A 21,496-nucleotide genomic window follows, 5' to 3' on the forward strand; every position below is an offset into this window, starting at 1 on the left:
ACCGCCAGGCTGCGACTTAATGTCGGCATGAAGTCAAGCGGCGAAAACAAGACCCTGAGCATCGGCGACCTGGCGGAGCGGTTCGGTCTGGCCACCCATGTCCTGCGCCACTGGGAGACGATGGGTCTGCTGTCCCCCGTACGCGATGCCGCCGGCCGCCGCCGCTACCGCACCGCCGACCTCACTCGCGTGGCAGTCATCCTCCGAGCCAAGGAAGCCGGTCTCTCTCTCGACACCATCCGCTCTCTGGCCGCCACGACCAATCCCGCCGCGCGGCGGAACATCCTGCGCCATGAGGCCGAGACCCTGCGTTCGCACATCGCAGCCGCCCAGGCTTCCCTCGAGCTCATCGAATGTGCCCTGGACTGCGACCACGAAGACTTCACCCAGTGCTCGCACTTCCGGCAAATGGTCGCCGAACGCATCGGGCCCGACGCCCCGGTCCACGTCCCGGTGTGAACACGGCGGCCGGGTGGCGGGCCGGAGCCGATCCGGCCCCGGCCCGCCACCCGGACCACGGACCTCAGCCCGCCCAGATCACGAACGTGATCACCTTGCTGCCCTTGCCGAAGTCCCGGACATAGGTATCGCCGTGGGCGCTGCGCGCCACGCGCTTGCCCCAACTCGCCTTGCTGTTACCGACCGTCGGCACCGCCGCAGAATGGTCGACGGTGCTGGTCGAGTCGAGGTGCGCGTAGATGGACTCCAGCTGGGTGAAGTCGTGAGCGTTCGGGTGGAGGTTGCTGGGCGGCCCGTCGGGGTTGTTCGTGTAGTCCATGCACGTGCCCAGGTTGGGGTTGGTCTGGCCCTCGTCCTGGTGAGCCAGGCCGAAGGTATGCCCGACCTCCTGGCACATCACGAGGGTCTTCCAGGACGGGCTGTTGTACGTCGCGGTGTTGAAATACGTGTCGTTGACCTTGACCGTGCCCGAGGTGATGTGGGTGCCATTCGCCGATATCGAAGCCAGGCCCAGCCAACCGTTGTTGCCGTAGGTTCTGTTGCACACCTCGACCCGGCCGCTGGTGGCCCGGCAGTTGTTGTTCGACTGCCCGGTGACGACGGTGGTGTTGAGCACCGAGGACTGGGACCAGTCGTTCGAGGCGGTGCCCAGGTAGCTCTTCCAGCCTGAGGCGAGGTTGTCGCCGAGCTTGAGGGTGAAGGGGTTGGCGGTGCGGGCCCAGTGGTAGCTGCCCCATGAGTGGCCGGCCTGGGCGGAGGTGGTGGACGTCAGAGTGGCGGCGGCCGCGGTGAGGGCAGCGGCGAGCAGCTTCAGGCGCACGAGGGGTCTCCTCTGTGATCGGGATTAAAGCCGCGCGCGACCCCGGTCACGCCCCTGCGTCGACGGCACAGCCAGGATCGCGAACTACCTTGCGGTGGTGCGGTGGTGACGAACCGTGCAGGTGAGACGGCATGCGAAACACGCGTGTGAAGCGGGCATGCCGGTGGGACTCTGATCGACCCGCGTGAATCGATCGCGTGTAGCGTAAGGCAACAGTCGATTTTTTGTCATGACCACTGCCGCAAAAATGTGCCAAGCGCTTTAGCAGTCAGGCAGCGAGAGATGTGACGCCCACGGTCGGCCGCAGCGGTAAAAGCGCCTCAGCAGCAGAGCCGTACTCGTCTCGGCTCCGTGAACCTGGCTCAACTCAGGTCGTTCGCTGGCGCCTCAGGGGCGTCGGTGTCCGTCACCACGCATCAGGCAGGCAGCACACGTGCAGTGCACAGGACACCGCACGGATAGGAGCCTCGCAGCAGCTCAAGCCGGCTTGCGGGCGGCGATGCGCTCGACGATGCCGAGTTTGAACCGGTCGCGCTGCTCGATCTGCAGGCCCACCGCCCGGACGTGCACGAGCGGACGGCGCCGGAAGTGCTCACCGCCCAGGGGGACGGTGACCAGTTCCAGAAGCCGTTGGACGGCCCGCACGGACCAGGCCAGGCCAATGACATGGTCAAGGAGCAACAGTCGACCGCCAGGGCGAAGGACGCGGATCATCTCGGCGACGGGCTGCCGGTCGTCGGGGATGGCACACAGCGAGAGTGTGGACACGACGGTGTCGAACGAAGCGTCGGGAAACGGCCGTGCTTGGGCGTCGGCCTGCCGCAAAATCCGGCTGCAGTCCCAGCTGCTCGGCACGACGGCGGGCGATGTCCAGCATGGCCGGACTCCACTCGATGCCGGTGAGCCGGAGTCGGCCGGATAGAGGGGGAGATTGAGGGCCGGTGCCGATGGCGACCTCCAGGACCTGGCCGGTGGCCTGGGAGCAGATCCAAGTACGGCTTTCGCCGAACAGCTTCCGGTCGAAGCAACGCACCTGTCTGTCGTAGGAGCGGGCGTGCCGGTCCCAGTAGCGGCGCAGCCGCTCGTGGTCCTCAGCAGGCGACATGACGAGCGCCTCTCGGTTCATTGGTCTTCATGTCCTGGCCGGGTTGCCGGACGCACGCCATTGACGGGGTGCTGCCTGCGCCACGAGAGCGCAGGCACGGCGGCGGCTCCGGGGAACCACCGTATCCACCGCCGACCCCACCTCAGCTCATCAGCCGATTCCACCAGTGCAAGCGGCGCCCGGCTCGGGAGTCTGCGAGCCCTGGACGTACTTGTCGAAGAACTCCGCCACTCGCGCGTCGGACGCCTTGTCCACCTTCAGTTGGTGGCCCCAGGCGGTGAGCGTGATCGGCGACGACTGGTCCTTGTAAGGGCTCATCAGGGTGTAAGGGGTCTTGGACACCTTCTCCTTCAATGAGGAGACATCGGCAGCGGACGCCTTGTCGTTGTAGGTGACCCAGACCGCGCCGTGCTCCAGGGAGTGCACGGCGTTCTCGTCCTGTATCGCCTCGTCGTACACGTTTCCGTCGCAGTTCTGCCAGACCTTGTTGTGGTCGCCGCCCGCACCCGGGCTCATCGGATAGGCGACGTTGTTGTCGACGTGCTTCTGGCTCAGCTTCGACCAGGTCTGTTCGCCGCGCACGGGAGCGGCCTGCTCCTGCTCCTTGTCGTTCGCGGCGTCCAGCAGATACCAGCCGCCGACGACGAGTCCGGCGACGATCACGACCGAGGCTGCGATGGCGATGATCCTGTTACGGCGCTCGCGTGCCTGCTGCGCGCGCCGCATCTCCTCGATGCGGGCGCGGCGAGCCGCCTTCTGTGCCTTCGACTTGGCGGAACCCATGGAATGTCCTTGTCCCCGCCGCACCGCATGGGGCGGTCACGGCGGTCATACGTTTGGTCTCGGATGGCGTGGGTGAGAGCACAGCCGGGTTCGGCCGTGCGGGCATCCGGACTAGGTCCGCTGGATCTGGAGGACGTGCAGATCAGGGGTTGGCGGCGGCGCTCCGGACGCGGGAGGGCCTGACTCGTTCGCAGCGACGGGCCGGAGCCAGGACCACTCCACCGGGACGGCTGGAAGAGCGTTCGGCGAAGGGGGTGCTTGCAGTGCGACCGGCTTCGCGAGTCCGCCACCCGCACAGTCGCCTTCCGGGGCGCCCGCCCCCACAGGGTGGGGGCAGACGTGATCCGGCATCTCGGCCATTGCCGCGGACGAAGCCGCCTGTGCCATGCCACCGGGGCTGGTGCAGACCGCCAGGGCACTGCCGCCCACCATCAGCACCAGCACGCAGGCCAGGACCGCGAGCAGCGCACCGCGCACGCCAGTGAACCGGCGGGGAGAGCGTGACGGATGTGGCCTGACCATGCTGCAATCCTCCTACCCCTCGCCGTGTTCGGGGTAGCGGAAGGTGCGCTGGATCAGGTGGTTGGGGGCGACCAGGGTCTCCCGTACGATCCGGCCCTTGTCGTCGAGGGTCAACTCCAGCGCGAGGCGTTCGCCGGGGAAGCCGAGCGCAAGGACGGTGTTGCCGTCGGCGTCCGTGAAGCGTGAGCTCTGCGGTGCGGTGCCCTGGTCGTAGGGCTCGGAGGCGATGAACGTCTTGCCGTCGGTGGTCAGGCTGGTGGGCGCGGTGCGCAGGCGGTCGGCGTCGCTGGCGACGAGTTCGGGCAGCGTGAAGCGGCCGGCGTCGCGCATCGCCTTGACGTGCGGGTGAGCTGGGCCGCGTCCGGCTTCAGCGGCCACATCACGCGCAGCGTGTCCTGGCCGCCCCGCCAGCCGTCGGCTTCGGCCCGCACGGTGAGGAGGTTGAGACCCGTGCGCCAGGTCACCGGGGCGACGAAACATCCGTCCCGCACGCCCGGGCCTTCAGCGTCCGAGTGCGGCCGGACGGGTGGGTGACGTTGAGGGCGGTCTCGTCCCGTGGTTGCCGACCGGCGGTGTCGTCCGCTGGATCCGCGGCATGCTCGTCACCCTGTGCGCTCTCCTCGCCGTGCTCGTGCACCACGAGATCTCGCACGTCCCGGACACCCCGGCATCCACCATGGCAGGCCGCACGATGGCCCACTCCGCGCCGATGCCCTCCACGCACTCGCACGCAGGCTCACCCGGGCAGGACGCGTTTACTGCCGGCACAGACACCACGGCCTGCCCCTCGATGGTCATGGCCAGCGCGTCCGTCTCGACTTCGTCAACACCACCGACATGTGGCATCCCATGCACCTGCACGGCCACACCTACCAGCTCGGCAGCTCCGGCCCGCGCAAGGACACCACCATCGTCCTGCCCAAGAAGACGGTGTCCGTCGTCTTCGACGCGGACAACCCCGGCCAGTGGATGCTGCACTGCCACAACGCCTACCACGGCGAGGCCGGGATGATGGCCCTTGTGGCCTACCAGGCTTGAGCCATCGGCACCTGCAGTGCCGGGGCGGGCCGCGTCGTCCGCCCGCCCTGGCGCCCCGGCCGTCGTTCCAGTGACGTGCTGTCCTCAATGCAGCGCACGACATCGAAGGCGTGGCAGCCGTGGCCGGCGGTCAAGCTGTCCATGCGGTAACGGAATTACGGCCCGACCTCGTTGTGACGGGGCACGACGGTTTGCCCGGCGAAGCAAGGGGACCGCGATCATGCAGGTATGAGTCCTCTCGCGGACGACGTGCAGACCTACGCAGACTGGATTGCCCAGGCCCTTGGAAGCACGCTTCCTCCGGCCGCCGCATCCGACAGGGGTAATCCGAGTTGCCGTTGTCCTGGAGGGATCCGAGTGTGGATCTGGAAGCCCTGTGACGAGCGTATGACCTCGCTGAGGGTGAAGGCCCTTTGGAGCGGTGTTGCGGGAGTTCGGTATGGCCGGAGAGTCGGCCCTGGTCGGTCGCTGGGTGAAGATGCCACGCGAGGAGACCTCTGGCGCGGCGTGTGATCGCCGGTATCCCGAGATCCTGGAGTTCCTCCCGGGCACGTACCTCGGCACCAGAGGTGCCGGCCAGGGGTTCATCGTCTGGGACGCGGGGATCTGGCGCGAGGACGGCCCCGGGGCAGTGCGTATCGCCACGGCCAGTGACGAACTCGCGCAGTACGGCTACGTGCTGTCCGACGATGTGCTCACCTTCCGTGACGCCGATGGGTGCGAGTTCTCCTATCGCCGCGCGGCTTCCGCCGTTCCGCCCGCCCCGGAGTAGAGGCGCAGCCGAAAGAGGAAGCATGAACGACAGGATCACCTCGGACCATCCTCATACGTCCGAGTTCGAGCCCGCCCTGCCGGCCACCGCGGTCGGCATCGGCGCGGTGCCCCTCGCAGAGCCCATCGAGACGGGCGAAGACATGGGCTCGGGAGAAGTGTCCCCGGGCGGAGTATCGCCCTCCGCCGAGTTCGCCGACCATCCCGAGACGGCGCCGTTCCCTCCGTTCCCCTTCCCCCGCGTCGGACTCAGTCAGGGCTGCTACGAGCTGACCATCCTGCCCTCGCCGGCGCTGGTGTCGTACCGGGGGACGCTGCGGGTGGAGCGGAAGGGCACCAGCACCACCGCGAGCGGCGACCTGTATCGCTTCTTGAACCTTCCGTTCCCACTGCCGGTTTCCGGCAACGGGCACGCGGGAGCGGTCGAGTCGGGTCACTCGCCGGCTGTCCTGGCCAGCCTCGAACCCATGGCCCTGGGGCGTCGTGAAATCCCCGTCCACCCGAGGAACAAGTACTACTCCTACCTGAAGGTGACGGGGATCCGGCACAGCCCGCTGTTCCCGCCCGGTCCCCGCCAGGTGACGCTGACCGTGGAGGAGTATCGCTACACCCAGCCCTCACCAGGCTCGTTCAACGGCACGTTCCCGTCCAGCCCGAGCCGCACGTTCACGATGGTGCTGCACCCCGTGCCCGCCCCTCCGATCCTCGGCGGACCCACCTTCGAGGGGAGTCTCATGGAGGCGGGTACTCCTCGGGGCAGGGTCACCATGCGGTGGGTTTCCCCGTACTTCCGGCGTGCCACGGTGGAGGTGGACACCCTGGCCGGAGCGGTCGCGCCGCAGCCCGTGTCCGACGCATCCGGCACCGGGACGGAGGACATCCGCACCGCGTTCGCCTCCGCCAACTGGGACGTTTCGGTCGAGTACGACCAGACCGGGATCCCCGTGCCCGACGGCGTCACCAGCACCAACTGCTGGAACAACGCGGACCTGCACCAGCTCATGCAGGCCGTGCGCAAACCGACGACCGACCTGGACAAGGAATGGCGGATGCACCTGGTCGTCGTACCCGCGAAGCTGGGCTGCGGCCGTGGCCTCATGTACGACACGATCGACGTCCCGCGTGAGGGCGTGGCCAGCTTCTGCGACGACGGCTACCCCTCGAACGAGTCCCAGTTCTTCGGCTCCGCTGCGGACCAGCGGCAGCGCAACGTACCGCGGGCGTTCATGCGCAGCGCCTGCCACGAGCTGGGACATGGCTTCAACCAGGTCCACCAGGAGCAGGAGGGTGGCGCCGACAACTCCATCATGACGACGACGCCCAGCGTCGCGAACGTGCTGGGCGGCCCTCCGGGAGTCTTCCCCACGGACATCAACCTCGCGTTCAACGAGCATGTCCGGCACCACCTGATCCACTGGCCGGACCCGGCCGTTCGGCCCGGTGGGATGACCTTCGGCTCCGGCCACAGCTCGAGCGTTCCGTCGGCGGACCGGCTCTATTTCAGCCCTGACGAGCTGCACCTGAAACTCGAGGTGGACCACGACAAGATCGACCTCGGTGAGCCGCTGCGCCTTTCGTGGACGCTGTCCAACCGGACGAGTCTGCCCATCCCCGTCCCCTCCGACCTCGGTGTCGAGGCGCAGCACGCGTTCGTCCGGATCACCGATCCCCAGGGGCGGCAGAAGACGCTGCGGTCGCTTGTGATCCGCACGGACCACGTAGCCCTGCAGCCCCTCGAAGCGAACAGCGACCGGCGCGCCGAAGCCAGGGTGTACTGGGACTCGGACGGATTCGCCTTCGCCACACCGGGTCGTCACCTCGTCGAGGTCGAACTCCTCTGGGCACAGGGCACAGTGCCCGTCGGGGCGAGGGCGACCGCCGAGATCTGGGTGAACTACCCGCAGTCCCGCACCGACAACGACGTCGCCGCCACCCTTCTCCACCCCGAAGTCGGAAAGTACGTGGCCCTTGGCGGTGCCCCGCATCTGCGGGAGGCCGTCAACCGCCTCGACTCCGTGACGCGGATCTCCGCAGCCGGGGACCAGCCGGAGCCGGGTGCACTGCGCGGCTACGAGGGCATCATGCCCAGCGCCCTGGTCCACCACTGACGGCGCATCACAACTGAAGACGAAAAACACCGGGTCGGCGGCTAGCAGTCGCCGACCCGCCGCCTTCCTCTCGACGGCAAGCACCGACCGGCCGACGTCGGCCGAGTAGCCGCGGTCAGGTCCGCCAGTTGCTGGGTGAGCTGCCGGATTGCCCGGCCGGGGCGCTTCGCCCGGCTATTTGATCCACGTGCGCGCCAGTGCCTCTTATGCCTCACTGGAAAGGTAGTTACGCCCTCCAAGCGCATGAAATCGATTCAACCGTTGCACGTTGAACGATGACGCCGCTCAGCACCCTCCGCCACTCGCTGACCCGGCTCTCAACGCCGGAAAGGAGTGATCCCGTGATCAGAGGTGACGGCATCCGCCGCAATGTCGCTGAGGTGGACGACGACGAACGAGACGCGATGGTCAAGGCCATCAAGGAATTGAACAAGAGGCCCTACCCGGGAACTCGGGACGAGTTCCCGCCCGGTGGCGTCAGTCGGTGGTTCAAGCAGGATGAGATCCACCAGGCGACGCACGTCCACCAGGGGCCGGAGTTCCTGCCGTGGCACCGTGAGCTCTGCAACCGCTTCGAGCAGCTGCTCCGGGAGGTCGATCCAAAGCTGTCGCTGCACTACTGGGACTGGACCACGGATCCCGCTCCGCTCTTCACCCCGCAATTCATGGGGTCGAAATCAGGAGAAGCGGGAGAACCCTGGCTCGACGACCTCTACAAGCCGCAGGCCGACCCCTACCGCGGCGAGGAAGTCGAGGACGTCGCGCACGGCCATCCCTTCGACCCGCCGCGCAGCCTCAAGCGCGAGGTGCCCGACGACTGGAGCGAGAAGCCGCTGGTCCTGCCCTTCGGGGACAGTGAGATCATCCGCTCGTCGAACTACCTGAGCATGCGCATCCGTCTCGAACGCTGCCATGACTACGCCCACGGGTACATCGGCGGCACGATCGGCGAAGCCCACACGTCCTTCCGTGACCCGTTTGTCTTCCTGCTCCACTCGAACGTGGACCGCCTGTTCGCGATGTGGCAGTACCAGGACCCGGCCACCCGGCTTGACCCCGCCACCGTGTACGGGGACGATCCCGGCAACCCCGAGTGGTACGTGCGCAGGCTCCAGCCTTGGGACGGCTCGGGGAGGACGCGCCCCTGGGTGCGGCCGGAGAGTCAGCGGCAGGTGAAGGACTACCGGCACCCCAGCATCGTCACGCCGCCGCAGTACGACACGCTCCAGCCAGTGGCCGACGGCCCGCTCACGGCACAGCAGTTGGACGAACTGCGCCACGCGCTCGGGGACGCCGCAGCCCTGCACACGTCCCTGGCCGCCGGCCACCAGCACGGCTAGGCGCCAAGCACGGTATGCCCGAGCCGCTGCCGCAGGATCTGCCTGACGAGGGCCGCAGGCCCGGCGCCGCACGCTGGCCGCATGTCACCATCCCGCCGACGGAGTGGTAGAACAACAGTTCACCAGGCAGCGCCCCACACCGACGGCACAGGCGGATCGCCTCCCTCGTCCGCCCGACGTTCCGCACCCCTTGAGCTGGGGCATTGCGACGACCACTAGAACCCAAGAGCAAACCGGCGGAGCCTCTGCGTCTCACACAGCCCCTACGAGCGGGGTTCTGGCTGTAGCTGTCCGACCAGGTGGAAGACCTCCCGGGCCGCATGGCGTTTGAGGCAACGGACGATTTCACGCCGGGTCTTGCCCTCCTTGATCCGCCGCTCGTAGTAGTCCTGGGTGCGTGGGTCGACCCGCAGGCGGGTGAAGACGATGCGGTGGAGGGCCGCGTTGGCCTGATGGTCACCACCACCGTTGAGGCGACGGAACTGCCGGCGTCCCGAAGAGCGCTCGACGGGACTGACCCCGCACAAAGCGGCGAAGGACGCGTCGCTGTCCAACCGCTCCGGGTTGTCCCCCACCGTGATCAGCAAAGTGACGGCCGTATCCGGACCGATCCCCACCACGTCGAGCAGCTGCGGGGCATGGCATTCCACAAGACGGGCCATACGAGCGTCCACCTCCCGGATCTGCTCGGAGAGCTGGCCGATCCGATCAGCCAGCAGGCCCAGCGTGATCCGAGTGGCCTGCAGCACCGACTCCTCACCGACATCCCCGTGACTACTCACGTCGGTGAACCGCGCACAGGTACGGAAGACTTCGGCATTGCCCAGTCCGGCCAGTTCTTCCCGCAAGACGGGATCAGCGGTGACGAGGACGGCCTTGAGCTGATTGATGGCCTGCGTACGGGCTTTGACGGCCGACGCCTTCGTGAGTTTGTACATCCGCGCGATCTGCACCGGACCGTCGCCCGCTTTGGCCCGCGCGCACGTCCGCCCGCTCAATACGGCCCTGGCCGCGTTCTGGGCATCGAGCGGATCCGATTTGCCGCGCCGACGGCGATCTGCCCGGCCCATCCGGTTCACGTCCAACACGTCTACGCCCTGGGCCAGCAGATAGCGCGACAGGGACGCCCCGTAGGAGCCGGTCCCCTCCACCCCGGCCCGCCTCACCACGCCCAACTTCCTGGCCCACTTCAGCAGATCGCGGTATCCAGCCGCGGTAGCCGGGAACTCGTCGGTGGCAAGCACGGCCCCCCTCAAGGAGAGCACCGCAGCCATATGGGCATCGCGGTGCGTGTCCACTCCCAGCACCGCCTCCCCCGAAGGGCGGCGACGACGGGTCTTCGGAGCAGGCGACGTACTGGGCACGGTCGTACCGGACATGCCCGTTCCCGTTCCGGTCCGATGCCATGTCGCGTTGCCGGTACCGGCCGCGTCAGACGGTCAGAATCGTAAAAACGCCACAACGATCGGCAGGCCCCTATAGGGACACACCCCGCCAGCCCGGCACCGATAACGCACCATCCCCGGTCAACGGCCGACACTGTGACACCAAGACACCTCGGTCAGAGAAATCATGAGTCAGACCCCACGACCCGGGACAGCACCCGTCTATCCTCCCGCCCCTCACAACACATCGGCCCCTGTGTTCAAACACGATCGGCAATCGAGCCCATTCGACAACCGACGCCCAGTGCCGACAGCACATGCGCGAAACAAGGAGGTCTCCGGGTAGGTCGAGGTTTGCGTGGCCCGCTCATGGCCGTGTACTGCGGTGGCAGGCCGGGCCCGGCGGGGGCGGCTACCGCTCCAAGTCGGCGTGAGATCGCGGCACCCGGAGTGACCGTCAACGCCGCCGACAACAGCTACGGCGACTTCGAACTCCGAGCCGACCAGCGGCGACGCCGACCCGCACTGGCCTCGCCGCCGATCTGTCCCGCCATGCCCTCACGGACGCAAAGTCCACTTCGCGGCGCACCCATTGACACACTCAGCCAGCCCACCGGCTACCGAACTCACCCAGCGGTCCTCGATGCCAACACCCCCTTCACAGCACATGTGTTCGACATGAAGGATAGGGGTGATCGCGTGCCAGTTCGGCACGTCGCTCGTTAAGGCGCTGCCGCCCACGCCGGCTCTCGTGGACGCCGGCCCTCTGCGCTTGGCCCGGGCCACCGTGCGAAGCCCGTCGTCGACGAACTGCGGGCCGCAAGTACACACCGCGCTCATGCTGCGGTAGATCAACGAGGCGACCGAGCCCGGGGTGCCGAGCATGAGCGCCGGCGACGTGACCACGGCCACGAACCGCGACCACGAACCACGACCGCGACCGCGACCGCCACCGCCACCGCGCCGTCGGCCGGTCGGTCGTGAACCTTGCCATCAGGGTGCCGTCGCCGCTGATTGCGGCGTCAACGCCGAAGCTGCCGGTCGGGGCGAGCGTGCCGTGTTCGCCGAGGACTGGCGGACGACCTGATCGCTGGTCGTGTTGATGTCGACCAGCCTGGTCACGGTGGCTGCTTTGAAGTGGGCGGCGGAGGGCCGGTGGACGTCTTGCCGTCCGGTGCCGGGAGAAGGACTCTGCTACCTAGCACGCCATCGTGTGGACGTCGGCCAGGGTGACACTCACGAGCCGACTCTTGGACGGGTGTCAGCTGGATACGCTCGCTTCGGACAGGCTGCGCGGTGCCAGAGGACACTTCGCGTCGGATCGATGTGGCGCCCGCCATCGATGGTGTGCGGCATCGACCTCGGCCACGGGGCAGGCGCCGTGTGGTCGTTGAGACTCAAGGGGGCGAGGACGTGACCGTGTCAGAGAATCCGATGTTTCTTCGGCAGCGGCTACGGGATCGGCTCAAGAGGGCCCGGGAGGCAGCGGCACTGACCCAGCAGCAGGTGGCTGATCGTTTCAGCTGGTCGCCGTCGAAGGTGATCCGCATCGAGAACGGAAAGATCGGTGTCAGCATCACGGACGCCATGGCACTGGCGGAAGCCTACGCCCTGTCCCCCGACGCGCGTGAGGAGCTCGTCGAGCTGGCCCGGGCCGCGCGTCGGCCGCCTTGGTTCGCTCCGTACAGGGGGGTGATGACACCTGCGCTGGAGGCTTACATCGCGTACGAGGAGTCCGCCACGATCGTGCGGGCCTTTGAGCGCAATGTCATGCCGGGGCTGGTCCAAACGGAAGAATACGCCCGGTCGTTGCTGCAGACGATCGAAGAGGACCGTCCCGAGGCGGCCGAGCATCGCATCGAACTGCGCATCCGGCGTCAGCAGATCCTGTCGTCACAGCAGGCGGAGTTCTTTTTCATCCTGGATGAATCCGTCCTGCGCCGCACGATCGGCAGCAGCGAGATCATGCGGCAGCAGTGCGAAACCCTCCTCAGGGTCAGCGAGTTACCCAACGTGACGGTCTATTATGTGCCGTTCACGGCGGGCGCCTATCCCTTTTTCCGAACGCCGTATCAGGTGTTCACGTTCGAGGATGGAGACCCGGTCGCCTACCTGGAGACCACAGACGGCGAGTTCCTCCTCTATGAGCACGTGGCAGGCGGCGGCCGGAGGGACCCAGCCGACTATCTCGACGCCTTCCTTCAGGTCGAGCGCAGCGGCATCGCCCTCCCCCTTACCGAGGACGTCCTTCTCGGCGATTTCGCCGACTGACCCGCATTCCACATCACTTGCGCGGAAAGGCGTCCGGTGCGTGCACCGCGGAAATAAAGGCCGACCAGACCGTCACGTCAAAGGAAAACCCGGCAAGGCGCGGATCCTTCGAATCGCGTACGCTCAGCCTCTCCCGGAGGGAAACCTCGACGCAGGCACCCGACTCACTATGCGAACTCTTAACCCAAATGCCATCAGTACGGAGCACTTCTCTACCTTTTTCTGAGAAACGACGAGGGAGGTTACCACGATCAGAACGGCAACCCGCGAGACTTCCCCGAAGCGACGCCCCGCGGTAGTGAAGCCGTTGACTCGCGGCACGGCCCGTCCGGCGACCGAGTGCGGAGGCGCAAACCCCCGCATGCTGCGCGACGGGATGCGGGCGGAACCGAACAGGCTGTCGCGGAGCGAGTAGGGCGAGTCGACGGCACGGGAAAAGCAGTGCACCATCCGACCGGCGCCTGGGCGGGCGCGGGGCTTGCGGGGCGGCGCGCGCGCCGGCAGTGCGACGGCTCGCCGTGCGGACGACGTGAGCCGGAGGGCTTGTCGCGCATCGCCCGATCGGGGACAGAGCGAGGGCCGGCCCCCCGAAGTGGAGAAGACCAAAGCGTGGGAAGCAAGCCAGCAGGTACCCGAAGGCAGCCCGCAAGAATGCTGCGCCCGAAAACTCCACCCGCCGGTTTGCCACATGGCACAATGGGGGATATCTCAAGCGTGATCGGTCGCCGTGCCATCCGTTCACACAGATGGTGCGGGCGGGCGAGAGAAGCACTGGTGGAACCCCCTGTGGCAGCAGGCCGCCAATAGCCGAATGATCCCTGCATGGTCCCGAAAGACATCATTCGGGACCATGCGCGCATGTATACCACTGGTTCACGTCCGAACAGAGAACAACACGCCCCGAACATCCAACCCGGAACAGAACAACCGTGCCGGGAACGCGATTTGCGGAGGCTGCGCAGTCTAAACCGGAATGGATTCTTTCGGAGCCCGGGCGGGAAGTGAAAAAAGTAAGGCCGGCTGCCACCGGCGCTTCTCTCATTCCCCTCCGGGAGGAAGACACACGTCTTCCTCCCCTGCCCGCCCGGAGACCTGATGGACCAGTCCTGTCCTCCCCCCGAGCCTGCCCCCGCACCACCGGCCGCCGAGGCACCCGAGCCCGCTGCCGGGCGGGAGCAGGCCTGGACCGCGCTGACCGCCGTCGCACTGATCATTGTCATCGGCGCTCTCACCTGCGCCCTGCTCACCCTGATCCTGGTGCCCGATCACACCACCGCGGCGACCACCGCCGGCCTCGTCGCCACCACAGGCATCACCAGTGCCGCCACCCTGCTGCGTCGCACTTGACTCCCGGCACAGCCCCGCCCATGTCACCGCGTGTACTCACAGTCGAAGTCGGGGGCACGCGAGGCGTGGACGTGCGCCTGCGCCCACCGCGGCAACGCCCAGACCCGCAGTCCCAGCAGCAGTGACTTTCGCTGGGCAGGCCCGCACGGGAGACAGGCCTTCCGGCCGAACCCAAGTCGCGGCCCCGGATCGTGTCGGATGAACTGCGGTCACCGATCGAGCCGTTGCTGCCCGAGCCGACCCCGAAGCTGGTCGAGGAGGGCAGGCCCCGAGCGCCGGACCGGCGGGCGCTGCCCGGGACCGCTGGGGCCGGGCCGACCGGTTTCATTCCACCTTCATCCCAACCTGCTCTGGTGATCCAGTCGGCAGCGGGGCGCGGCTCCGCGCCATCGAGCGAGCGGGGTGGAGTGTGACTGGTCCGAAATCCGTGCAGGGTCCAGAGCTGGGCGACGGGGCGAAGCCGGTGGGGGTGCGGCCGTGGTGGCGGCGCCGGAGCGTGCTGCTGGCCGGCGGGGTCGTCACCGCTGTGTCCATAGTCGCTGTGTCACTGCTGCAAGGTGACTCGTCGTCGCAGGAGGCGCGGGAGTTGGCTCGCAACCGCGCTCCTTTCAACCAGGCGATTGCCGCCCTGGCCGAAGCACCCGGTATCCGGTACAAGGACACCTCGGCGAGCAGCCGACAGCAGCATGAGATCACGGTGACCGCGTACGGAGACAAGTTCGGGACGACGGGCTGGCGCACACTGCGGAACCTTGACCGCGAAGTACTGCGCGTCGGCGGCCGCACCTTCTACCGGCACTCCCCCAGCACGTCCAAGGACGGGAAGGCACCGAGCGGCAGGCCCGTGAGCCAGTGGTCGACCAACGGGCCGGGACAGAGCGCATCCCTCGACCCGATGTTCGACACATTTGCGTCCCCGCCCCTGCTGGCCCACAGGCTCTCAGCCGCACTGGATGCAGATCCCGGACTGCCATCCCTCGACGACCCGCAGGTCCCGGTATTCAGAATCAACGGGGTTCCCGCGCTGCGGGCTGACACCACTGAGGGATACCTGTACGTCTCCAAGGACGCGCCGCACCAGGTTCTGCGGCTGGAGCCGCCCAGCATCGCGTCGAAGGTGCCGTCGCCGTTTCCGACGGCGACCGCTGACCTGCCACGGCCGATGACGGCACACCGCGCCCTGGTCGACTCCACGGGCATGGACATTGCCGTGCTGTCGCAAGCCGAAGGCTTGCAGATGTACGAAACGCTGGAGCAGCACACCAAAGAACTGGCGAAGGCCCGGAACGAAGGCGTCGACTTCGATCTGAAGATCGCGGGCGATCTGAACTGCAGTCCGGCTGGGTGCCTGATCAACGAAAACTTCACAGGTACGGTGACGCCGAAGGAGAAGTCCCGTATCGCCACGGGCCAGTTGACGGTGGTCATGACGGTGACCGACGTATCGGTGGGCGGGATTCCCGCAAGCGGGTGCATCAGCGGACAGAAGACCGTCCCCATCGTCGGCAACACCGCGTCCGGCACCATCTCGTGCCGCGACACATCGGCTGGAGCGGCCTTCGTCCAGGCCGACGCGAAGGCCGCCGCGGAAGCGCAGCAGCAGGCCAACGCTTCAGGCGGACGGGCCACGGTCAGGTTCCAAAGCTTCGCCACCGCCTATGTCGATGCCCTGGCGGTGGGCGCCGCCGAGATCAACAGCCTTCTTGAGGAACAGCAGGAGCAACGCAAGAACGGACATTGCACTGTCCGGCCGATGGTCCCTGCCCGGCACTCCGCCGACAGCCCGCAGATCGTCTACGCGGGCTTCGTGACAGCGGACGAGCCCCTGAAGCGGCCCTGCGCCAGGTACAAGGACGACCTCGCAGCGGCAGAAGCTGCCAATCCGCTGATCGCCAGCCTCAAGAAGGACGGCAAGCTTCCTCCCGAGTACATGACCAAAGCCGAAGCCAGCAAGGCGGGGTGGGAGCAGGGCAAAGCGCTCGGCAACAAAGTCCCGGACGGCCAGATCGGCGGCGACAAGTACGACAATGCTCCGACAGACCTCAAGGCGCAGCGCCTGCCCGACGCACCGAGGCGGCAGTGGTATGAAGCCGACCTCGGCATCGATCCCATGATGAAGAGGTCAAAGCAGCCCGGCTGGCGTCTGGTTTACTCCAACGATGGTCAGGCGTACGTCACCAGCGACCACTACCTCCACTTCTACCGACTGCCGAACTGGAAGTGACACCATGCGCCTCACCATCGACGGGACGCAGATCCGAACTCACGCAGACCTGCACAACGCCCTGGCCGGACCCCTCGACTTCGGGCCGTACTACGGGCACAACCTCCACGCCCTGTGGGACCGCCTCAGCACAGACGTCGAACGTCCCGTCGAGATCGTCTGGAAGGACTCCGCGGTCAGTCGGGAACAGATGGGCGCGGAAGCGTTCGACGCGATCACGTCAGTATTGATCAAAGCGGCCAAGGCCGATGAGGCAAACCCGGAGGACAAAAGGCTCACGGTGCGTTTCGTCTGAGAGCCGACGCAATGGTCAACGGCCCTCAGGTCTCCTGAGGGCCAAAGGACGGCAATCGGCTGCGGTCAGGCGCAGGCCGCCCGTCGATCGCGGCGGCCTCGCCCATTACGTTCCTCGCAGAGCCGGGCCGTCCGCCGGTGTGAGCTCGGCCAAGCCTCCGGTCTAGAGACCTTGACGTTCGATCAAGTCCCGGACAAGTAGCACGAGGCTTGCTTTGGCGAGTGACGTCATTCGGTTCGGCCCGCAGCGGGCGTGACGGAAGATCTGCCAGGTCTTCAGGCGGTGGGCGTGAAGTCCTTGTGGGGCCGGCGTTCGATGCCGGTGGTCACCCAGCGACCTGATGGTCCGCCGTCTCACCGGCGAGACGGCCACTTCCTGGCGTGACCCGACATCACATGCCGAAGTCCGCGTTCCGGGATGAAATAACGGGAGGAAACGACCTCTGAGGTTCACCTCGTTTTGTCTCGGGCGGCGGTCACCAGTCGGGGGGTAGGTAGTAGTTCGTTGTTGAGCCCGGGCCTTCAACTGTCTGGCGAGTGCATAGTTCGGCGAGTGGATGGCTGTCCGGCAGTACGGAGAAGAGTCTCGTGAAGACGGCCTGTGCGGTGTCGGTGTCTCCGGAGAGAGCGGTCCACAGGGCGATCTGGTAGGTGGCGCAGTGGGTGAGTTCGTGGTTCTGCCCCACGACGCGAGCGCAGTCGTCGCGGGCGGCTGTGGCTGTGGTCAGGGCTTCTTCAGTGCGGTCAGCGTGTCCGAGCATGGCGGCGAGTTGGATGGTGCGCGTCAGGGTACGCGGGTGGTCGGCACCGTAGAGGGCCGTGCAGCCCTCGATGACTTCTCTCTGCAGGCGAAGTCCGGTCTCTCGGTCACCGTTTCGGGTCACCCACTCGGCCAGGTTCCAGCGGGCGTCGTTGGTGAGGGCGTGATGGTCACCGAGGAGACGGGTGGCATCGTTGTTGAGTTCGCGCCAGACGCGCTCGGCCGCCTGCGGCCCGTCGGCCTCCGCCCAGCAGGCCACTTCGAATCGCAGACCCAACACTTGAAGGTGCTCCGGTCCCCAGAGGGTCTGTCCGGTATCGAGGAGCTCCCTGGCCATCGCGAGGGCATCAGCGGCCGAGCCGATGTGTCCGGTCCAGCGAATCAGGTTCCGTCTGGCTCGGATCGTGGCCGGGTGGATCCTTCCGTGGAGCTCCAGGAAACCTTCGTATGCTTCGGCGGCGAGGGAAACCGCCCGGTTGAGGTTCCCGGACTGCCCCGTCCACCAGGCCAGCTGAAGGGTGAGTTCGAAGAGGTCGTCCGGAGCGGTGTCCTGCGGCGCGGACCGCAGCACCGTTTGGAGGACGTCGACGGCCTCGGCATGCCGGTCGGCCTTTCCGGATATCTCCGCCAGGCCGATCGCGCCCATGAGGGCTCCTCCGTCAATCGCCTTGCGGAAGGCGGATGTCGCGGCGTCCCACTGGGTCCGTTGCTGGGCGGCCCAGCCCAGGTCGACGCAGATCGCTGCGTCGGCGTGAGCGATGAGCGTGTCCCAGATCGGCTGGGCGATCCGGCTGGTCCCGCGTTCGGAGTCGATCGCTTCGGGCAGGTAGTCGAAAACCCGGTAGCCGGTGCAGTCGTGGTTGGGGAGCAGCAGGCTGCTGGTGGCGAAGATCGGTCTCGTCGCCCAGGCCAGAGCGGATTCCCAAGACTCAGGACGGGCACGGGCGCCCCCCAGGCCGAGCAGGTGGTGTTCATGGAGGTCGCGCAGGACCGGAGCCGGGACGTGAGTGGTCCAGCCCGCGCAGAAGGCGTCGGCTGCGGCGGCCACCAGCGCCGCCCCACGGGAGTGATTCCCTTCGGGGGAACGGGCGTCCCTCAAGGTCGCGAGGAGGCGCGGTCCGGCTGCCAGAAACTCGGCGATCCCGTAGGTGCCGGATGACTCGATGGCTCGGGCGATGCGCTCGTCCCCTGTGTGTTCGGACGCCCGGCGCAGCTCTGCGGCGGTCCACCGGCGGTCGAGCCGTATCTCGTGGGCGAGGCCGAACACCGCCGCCTCGGCAACGGGGGATGCCTCGATGCCACGGAAGCGGGCCCGCTCGTGGGTGCGGATCGTGGCCACCACCAGCACCCCCGGCCCCCCGACGATCACGTTCCTGATCAGGTTCGGGAGGGCGCTCCCCGAGGTCAGGTAGCGTTCCAGATCGTCCAGCCAGATCACCGACGGCCGCACGGACTCCGCCGTCTCGAAGGCGGCCGCGAGGCTTTCCCCACTCTCCGCCTCTGGGATGAGCAGGCGATGACTCGGGCATTTCTCTCGCAGCGCCTCGAACGCCGCACGTGACTTTCCCGCAGTCGAGTCCCCGACCAGCAGGACGAAACGATGCGAGGCCAGGGCCGACTCGATCTCGCCGCTTCTGTCCCTCGGGACGAACGCCGGGAACGCATCACCACCCGCACCATGGACGCGTACGACTGACAGATCATCGATGTCGCGGACGCGGGGAACCCTGCCGCGCCGAGCCACCACCAGCCCCCGCTCACGCGCCGTCGGTGCCTCCACCAGTCGGCTGCCCCGCCAGGACGCCACGCCGGCCACGGCCCCCACCACAGCGACCAAGACTGCGCCCACCCCGGCGGGAAGCTCCGACTCGGCGAACGCCGCCACCGACGTCGCCACAGCCGCGCCTACGATCAGCCACCAGCCCTTGACGTATCCTCTCCCCCACACCATGACATGAGACCAAACCGCCTCGTCTCCGCGATAGGGCCGATCCACACCCACTGCGACCATCACTGCGGTCTTTCAGTGAGGGCATCAACCGTGCGACCGCCTCGGTGACGGCCGGGCCCACTACGCAGCCAAGCACCGCGGACACAGTTGAACGTGCAAGTGGTCACCGACCCCCAGGGCGAGGTGCGCTGGCTGTCTCCCGCGCTGGCGGGGCGCTGCCATGACCTGCCCGCGGCCCGCGCTCACCGGATCATCAGGATCTGCAAGCGCCAAGGCGTGCCGATCCTCGCCCATCGCGCCTACATCGGTGCCGGAGCGTGGGTGACCACGCCGACCCGACGGCCTGCGGGAGGTGAACTGACGCTCACCGAACGATCCAACAGGCCGTGCGCGGATGGACCACCTCGGCGGTCAGTTCCAGCGGGCCGAGGCCCGGCCGCCACCCGCAGGATCCGCTGGTTGACGATCAGTGCCAGCACCAGGGCGAGGATGGTCTGGATCGGCACGGTCCCGTTGATCATGGGGACACTCGGGCGGCGGCGAGCCTGGCGTTGGGGCAGCGCGGGAACACCGCGGCCGGTGGCGCGCAGCTCGGCACCATACGCCTCGATCCGGGCCCGGCAGAGCCGTTGCCAGGGAAGGAACGCGGTGCCTGGTGGGCGGCGGTCAGTTCGGCATGTTCGCGCTGCGCAGCCAGGATGTCCGGGGGCCGGCGGTGGTGACGTAGAAGACGGCGCCTTTAACGAGTGGAGCGATGATCTCCTCGGAGATGCGCTCGGTGGTGTTCTCCGCGTCGCGGACCACTCCGGCCCCCGCGTGCCCGGAGCGGCCGGGCCAGGGGTTGACCAGCAGCCGGTTCGCGGTCAGGAACGAGCCGTGGGCGAACAGGTGCTTCACTGCGGTCACTCGTAGTGCCGCCTCCTCCGCCGAGACGGGCTACCAACGCTCCAACGCGGCCCGCAGGTGATCCGGGGCAAGCCTTCACCCCCCTGTCGCTCATCCTGGCTGCGACAACTCTCGACGAGGCGCTCGACCGGCTGGCGACTCGCTGAACGCGGGGATCCGCGGCCCTTGAGGCAACAGTTCGGCCAAAACGAAGGACACGACCGCTGCCAGCACCACGACGGGAACCGTGTCCACGTTGCCCAGCAGGAGGACGACCAGCACCACGCTGCTGACGGGCAGCCGCAGGGCCGCGGTGACCGACGCCGCCATCCCGGCGGCCATGGCCGGCACCAGGCCGAAACCGGGCAGCGGCGCCAGCAGCGCGCCGGTCGCCCCGCCGAGGAACAGCGCGGGGAAGACGGGCCCGCCTCGCAGGCTTCCCAGGCACAGTGTGTAGGCGATGGCCTTGAACACCAGCACCGCGATGAGCGCGCCCACCGACCAGGCATGCGGATCCGACGCCAGACGTCCGAGAGTGGCCTGCCCGGACAGAGCGACCTCGGACGGCGAACGGCCCGTGGCGATCGTGTAGAGCGCGATGCAGCCCGCCGCCCCGAGTGCGCAGAGAGTGGTGTTGCGCACCGTCCGTGACGCCACGAAGCCAGCCGTGAACCGCCCGCCCACGAAGGCGCCGTGAATGAGGAGCGCGATGGCCGGCGCCATCAGCAGCGCCCACAGGACATCCCCGGCGTCTAGCAGCGGCGGCTTGGGCAGACCGATGTTCAAGCTCCCGGTCTGCAAGCCGGTCCAGCGGCCGAAACCGGTGAACACCAGCGCCCCGATTCCGCTGGACAGCAGGGCGGGCAGCATCACCGCGAAGAGCTGTGGCCCGCCCACTCCGGCCACCTCCATCAGGAGCACCGCGCCCACGACCGGATTCCCTAGAAGCGCCGAGATGGCCGACGCGGCGCCGGCCGCGCCGAGCAACGCCGTGCTCGCCGGAGTCTGGGGTGCCCGTACGAAACTCGCGAAGAGCAGGGCGAGGCCGGTGCCCAGCGCCATCAGGGGCGCCTCGGGACCCAGCACGGCGCCCAGCGGCAGGCTGAACAGAGCGGCGAGGACAACGCCGGGCAGCGAGTTCCTGGTGATCCCGCCCGAGTGCAGGCCGGCCGCCGGGATGTGACCGCCCAGACCCGGTAGCCGCGTGACGATCAGACCGACGGCCACACCGGCCACCAGCAGCAGCGGGAACCCCCACCACCAAGGGGCCTGCTTCCAGCCCAGATCCCTTGGCCAGTCCGTCCAGAGAAGCTGTTCCAGCTTTTGCAGCGCCACAAGGAACCAGAAAGCGATCAGCGACACCGGAACACCGATCAGCCCGCAGAACACCAGCGCTTTGCGGTACTCGGGCCGGCGCAGCATGTTCCGCAGTT

18 protein-coding genes and 3 pseudogenes are annotated in these 21,496 nt (G+C 67.6%); 10 read left to right on the top strand and 11 right to left on the bottom strand.

The genetic code is table 11. The annotated features are described in order from the left end of the window. Positions 1-27: 27 nt before the first annotated feature. Entirely contained in the window at positions 28-459 is a 432-nt protein-coding gene (locus ACIBU0_RS33615) for a MerR family transcriptional regulator (RefSeq protein ID WP_398826163.1), read from the top strand. A gap of 64 nt (positions 460-523) precedes the next feature. On the opposite strand, the gene ACIBU0_RS33620 is transcribed toward ACIBU0_RS33615, so the two are convergent. From ACIBU0_RS33620 to ACIBU0_RS33645, 6 genes and pseudogenes are all read right to left on the bottom strand, one after another. Further along, positions 524-1,279 carry a hypothetical protein gene (locus ACIBU0_RS33620; RefSeq protein WP_398826166.1) on the bottom strand — a complete coding sequence of 252 codons (756 nt, stop codon included), beginning with the start codon at positions 1,277-1,279 and terminating at the stop codon, positions 524-526. A 477-nt stretch (positions 1,280-1,756) separates the two neighbouring features. Then, the gene (locus tag ACIBU0_RS33625; RefSeq protein WP_398826169.1) at positions 1,757-2,134 is read right to left on the bottom strand and encodes a class I SAM-dependent methyltransferase; all 378 of its coding nucleotides are present in this window, start codon (positions 2,132-2,134) and stop codon (positions 1,757-1,759) included. 19 nt (positions 2,135-2,153) lie between these two features. Continuing rightward, a pseudogene (locus ACIBU0_RS33630) lies at positions 2,154-2,405 on the bottom strand (SAM-dependent methyltransferase); the annotation flags it as partial. Between the two features lie 129 nt (positions 2,406-2,534). Continuing rightward, on the bottom strand, positions 2,535-3,167 hold the full coding sequence (locus ACIBU0_RS33635) for a DUF3105 domain-containing protein (RefSeq protein ID WP_398826171.1): 633 nt from the start codon (positions 3,165-3,167) through the stop codon (positions 2,535-2,537). A gap of 534 nt (positions 3,168-3,701) precedes the next feature. Then, a complete protein-coding gene (locus ACIBU0_RS33640; protein WP_398826174.1) occupies positions 3,702-4,067 on the bottom strand; it encodes a hypothetical protein in 366 nt (121 codons plus the stop codon). 82 nt (positions 4,068-4,149) lie between these two features. Continuing rightward, positions 4,150-4,341 carry a hypothetical protein gene (locus tag ACIBU0_RS33645; protein ID WP_398826672.1) on the bottom strand — a complete coding sequence of 64 codons (192 nt, stop codon included), beginning with the start codon at positions 4,339-4,341 and terminating at the stop codon, positions 4,150-4,152. Between the two features lie 146 nt (positions 4,342-4,487). On the opposite strand from ACIBU0_RS33645, the pseudogene ACIBU0_RS33650 reads away from it, so the two are divergent. From ACIBU0_RS33650 to ACIBU0_RS33665, 4 genes and pseudogenes are all read left to right on the top strand, one after another. Continuing rightward, a pseudogene (locus tag ACIBU0_RS33650) lies at positions 4,488-4,727 on the top strand (multicopper oxidase domain-containing protein); the annotation flags it as partial. Between the two features lie 439 nt (positions 4,728-5,166). Beyond that, positions 5,167-5,499, top strand: coding sequence for a hypothetical protein (locus ACIBU0_RS33655; RefSeq protein ID WP_398826177.1), 333 nt, complete (start codon positions 5,167-5,169; stop codon positions 5,497-5,499). 22 nt (positions 5,500-5,521) lie between these two features. After that, positions 5,522-7,606 carry a hypothetical protein gene (locus tag ACIBU0_RS33660; protein WP_398826180.1) on the top strand — a complete coding sequence of 695 codons (2,085 nt, stop codon included), beginning with the start codon at positions 5,522-5,524 and terminating at the stop codon, positions 7,604-7,606. A 341-nt stretch (positions 7,607-7,947) separates the two neighbouring features. Further along, positions 7,948-8,946: a tyrosinase family protein gene (locus ACIBU0_RS33665; RefSeq protein ID WP_398826183.1), complete on the top strand. Its 999-nt coding sequence runs from the start codon at positions 7,948-7,950 to the stop codon at positions 8,944-8,946. 263 nt (positions 8,947-9,209) lie between these two features. Here ACIBU0_RS33665 and ACIBU0_RS33670 read toward each other — a convergent pair whose 3' ends face one another. Continuing rightward, positions 9,210-10,325 carry an IS110 family transposase gene (locus ACIBU0_RS33670; RefSeq protein WP_398826186.1) on the bottom strand — a complete coding sequence of 372 codons (1,116 nt, stop codon included), beginning with the start codon at positions 10,323-10,325 and terminating at the stop codon, positions 9,210-9,212. A 1,419-nt stretch (positions 10,326-11,744) separates the two neighbouring features. On the opposite strand from ACIBU0_RS33670, the gene ACIBU0_RS33675 reads away from it, so the two are divergent. Then, positions 11,745-12,602, top strand: coding sequence for a helix-turn-helix domain-containing protein (locus ACIBU0_RS33675; RefSeq protein ID WP_398826189.1), 858 nt, complete (start codon positions 11,745-11,747; stop codon positions 12,600-12,602). 13 nt (positions 12,603-12,615) lie between these two features. Here ACIBU0_RS33675 and ACIBU0_RS33680 read toward each other — a convergent pair whose 3' ends face one another. After that, positions 12,616-13,374, bottom strand: a complete 759-nt coding sequence (locus tag ACIBU0_RS33680) for a DUF397 domain-containing protein (RefSeq protein WP_398826192.1) — start codon at positions 13,372-13,374, stop codon at positions 12,616-12,618. A 323-nt stretch (positions 13,375-13,697) separates the two neighbouring features. Between ACIBU0_RS33680 and ACIBU0_RS33685 the strand changes: the two genes are divergently transcribed. From ACIBU0_RS33685 to ACIBU0_RS33695, 3 genes are all read left to right on the top strand, one after another. Beyond that, a complete protein-coding gene (locus tag ACIBU0_RS33685; protein ID WP_398826195.1) occupies positions 13,698-13,949 on the top strand; it encodes a hypothetical protein in 252 nt (83 codons plus the stop codon). Between the two features lie 541 nt (positions 13,950-14,490). Next, on the top strand, positions 14,491-16,173 hold the full coding sequence (locus ACIBU0_RS33690; protein WP_398826198.1) for a hypothetical protein: 1,683 nt from the start codon (positions 14,491-14,493) through the stop codon (positions 16,171-16,173). Positions 16,174-16,177: 4 nt separating this feature from the next. Next, positions 16,178-16,468: a barstar family protein gene (locus ACIBU0_RS33695; RefSeq protein ID WP_398826200.1), complete on the top strand. Its 291-nt coding sequence runs from the start codon at positions 16,178-16,180 to the stop codon at positions 16,466-16,468. 475 nt (positions 16,469-16,943) lie between these two features. On the opposite strand, the gene ACIBU0_RS33700 is transcribed toward ACIBU0_RS33695, so the two are convergent. Continuing rightward, on the bottom strand, positions 16,944-19,178 hold the full coding sequence (locus ACIBU0_RS33700; protein WP_398826203.1) for a tetratricopeptide repeat protein: 2,235 nt from the start codon (positions 19,176-19,178) through the stop codon (positions 16,944-16,946). Between the two features lie 91 nt (positions 19,179-19,269). Between ACIBU0_RS33700 and ACIBU0_RS33705 the strand changes: the two are divergent. After that, a pseudogene (locus ACIBU0_RS33705) lies at positions 19,270-19,554 on the top strand (transposase family protein); the annotation flags it as partial. Between the two features lie 290 nt (positions 19,555-19,844). On the opposite strand, the gene ACIBU0_RS33710 reads toward ACIBU0_RS33705, so the two are convergent. Both ACIBU0_RS33710 and ACIBU0_RS33715 read right to left on the bottom strand, forming a co-directional pair. After that, a complete protein-coding gene (locus ACIBU0_RS33710) occupies positions 19,845-20,084 on the bottom strand; it encodes a hypothetical protein (protein WP_398826206.1) in 240 nt (79 codons plus the stop codon). Positions 20,085-20,174: 90 nt separating this feature from the next. Continuing rightward, positions 20,175-21,485, bottom strand: a complete 1,311-nt coding sequence (locus ACIBU0_RS33715) for a chloride channel protein (RefSeq protein ID WP_398826653.1) — start codon at positions 21,483-21,485, stop codon at positions 20,175-20,177. Positions 21,486-21,496 lie beyond the last annotated feature (11 nt).

The organism is Streptomyces sp. NPDC049627, assembly GCF_044465645.1.
GTDB lineage: Bacteria > Actinomycetota > Actinomycetes > Streptomycetales > Streptomycetaceae > Streptomyces.